This window comes from Desulfovibrio sp. 1214_IL3152 (genome assembly GCF_036763055.1).
In the GTDB taxonomy this organism is placed as follows: Bacteria; Desulfobacterota; Desulfovibrionia; order Desulfovibrionales; family Desulfovibrionaceae; genus Desulfovibrio.
In genome coordinates this window covers 1-2,029 of the sequence record NZ_JBAIYW010000530.1, presented here as the reverse complement: position 1 = coordinate 2,029, position 2,029 = coordinate 1, and the positions used below count along the sequence as shown (strand labels likewise).

The 2,029-nt window shown below is 58.5% G+C and carries 4 protein-coding genes; 2 read left to right on the top strand and 2 right to left on the bottom strand.

Going from position 1 to position 2,029, the window contains the following annotated elements; translation table 11 throughout:
• Window positions 1-71: 71 nt before the first annotated feature.
• Entirely contained in the window at window positions 72-203 is a 132-nt protein-coding gene (locus V6C07_RS11240) for a hypothetical protein (RefSeq protein ID WP_333536572.1), read from the bottom strand.
• On the bottom strand, window positions 166-510 hold the full coding sequence (locus V6C07_RS11235) for an OsmC family peroxiredoxin (RefSeq protein WP_333536571.1): 345 nt from the start codon (window positions 508-510) through the stop codon (window positions 166-168). The genes V6C07_RS11240 and V6C07_RS11235 overlap by 38 nt, the downstream gene beginning before the upstream one ends.
• A gap of 180 nt (window positions 511-690) precedes the next feature.
• Here V6C07_RS11235 and V6C07_RS11230 point away from each other — a divergent pair, with 180 nt between their 5' ends.
• Both V6C07_RS11230 and V6C07_RS11225 read left to right on the top strand, forming a co-directional pair.
• Window positions 691-906, top strand: a complete 216-nt coding sequence (locus tag V6C07_RS11230; protein WP_333536570.1) for a hypothetical protein — start codon at window positions 691-693, stop codon at window positions 904-906.
• Between the two features lie 4 nt (window positions 907-910).
• A partial coding sequence (locus tag V6C07_RS11225; protein WP_333536569.1) for a sigma 54-interacting transcriptional regulator occupies window positions 911-2,029 on the top strand: 1,119 nt, incomplete at its 3' end.

The following is a 2,029-nucleotide window of genomic DNA, read 5'->3' as shown; positions in this document are numbered from 1 at the left end:
CGCAAAGGCCGCCGTGTAGCCGCCGGGGCCGCCGCCGATGACGGTGAGGGTTTGGCTTTCGGCAGTCATGCCTAGTCCTCGTCTTCGGCAAGGGTGAGCTTGTAGGTGACCGGGAAGGCGTTTTCCAGCGAGCCCGTCACAAGGCAGCCCTTGCGCATGACTTTTTCAACCCGGTCGAAAATAAAGGCAAATTCCTCGTCCATAATGAACGGTCACGTCAATATCAATGCCGATGACGCGGCCCCGGCCCAGTTCGTCCGTGCCGGTGCGCACCGTGGCAGAGCCACGGATGCTGTCGTATTTGGCGTTGCGGGTGCCCAGGGCCTTGTCCAGCGCGGCACAATAGCAGTACAGGGCAGAGACCCCCAGCATCTTTTTGGCTACGCCCGCGCGCTCTTCGGAAGGCACCGCTTCTCCGTCGATGGAGATCATGCCGATGGCGGCCACATCCATATCAAGATCGCCCCTGGCCCCCTTGCGGGAGAGAGAAACACTGAGGTTATGCGACATGTCGAGTCCTCCGGAATGGGTTTGGAGCAATTGGCCTGCCTATTGCATTAATGGTGCCAGATGTCTTTGTGCGCGAGGCCCACGCCGGAGCTTGTGTTTTCTGGCACATCGGGTGATTGTCGCTTGCGAAACACGACATTTTTGTCGCGTATTGCGACAGAAAATGTAAAAGGTGATGCCATGACATTGTCTTCCCAGCCTTCTTTTTTGAACGTGGAAAAAAGTTATCGCCGTTTACTCAACCGTTTGCCGGGGATGGCATATCGTTGCCGCATTTTGGGCGACACCCGTGATGAAAAGAAAAACCTGATTTACGAACTGGAATTCGTCAGTCGGGGCTGTTACGACCTTTTGGGCATCACTGCCGGGGACATGCTCATGGGACATAACAACTGAGCGCATGACCCACCCCGATGACCTTGAGAGGACCCGAAAAACCATACGCGACAGTATTGTCGCGCGGGAATCCTACCAGGTCATGTACCGCCTTCTGCTGCCCTCCGGCCGGGTAAAATGGCTCTGGGACCAGGGCGAATGCGTGGACGATGAAGAGGGCTGTCCGCAGTATCTGGAAGGCCTGATCATGGACGTGAGCGAGCAGAAGTTTCAGGAGCTTGCCCTTCGTGAAGAAAATCGCGCACTGCGGGAATCTGTGGTCAATCTGCGCGGCCTGGGGGCAATGGTGGGGCAGAGCGAACCCATGCGGCAGCTCTACAGCCAGGTTCTGCGTGCTGCGGAAACGGATTCGAACGTCATCATTTACGGCGAAACCGGTTGCGGCAAAGACCTGGTGGCGCGCAGCATTCATGAATACAGCGGTCGCAAGGGCAACTATGTGCCCGTCAACTGCGGAGCCATTCCCGAGCAGTTGCTGGAAAGCGAGTTTTTCGGCCACGTCAAGGGGGCCTTTTCCGGCGCGCATGCCAATAAGGACGGCTATATCGGCGCGGCCCACGGAGGAACCCTGTTCCTGGACGAAATAGGCGAGCTGCCGCTGCACCTTCAGGTCAAGCTGCTGCGGGCCATTGAAAACAAGATGTACACCCCGGTGGGCGACAACCGGCCCCGCAAGTCTTCATTCAGGCTCATTGCGGCCACCAACCAGGATCTTGCGCATATGGTGCGCGAAAAGAAAATGCGTTCGGACTTCTACTACAGGGTGCATGTGCTTTCCATTACCCTGCCGCCGTTGCGTGAGCGGCAGGGCGACATTCCCCTGCTGGTGGATGCGTGGATGGAGCGGCGCAAGGTGTTCATGGTGCTGCCGCAGCACGTACGCCTGGCTATGGAGCGCTATGACTGGCCCGGCAACGTGCGCGAGCTTTACAATTTTCTGGACAGATACATGGCCTTTGGCGAGGAAGCCCTGTCTTCTCTGGGCGACCTGCATGCTGATGTGGGGCTGGTGCTCACCGTGGAGGCCGAGGCCGCCACGCTGGATCAGGCCGTCATGCGTCTGGAAGAGCGCATGATACGGCAGGCTCTGGACCAGTGCCGCTGGCAGAAGGGCCGGGCGGCA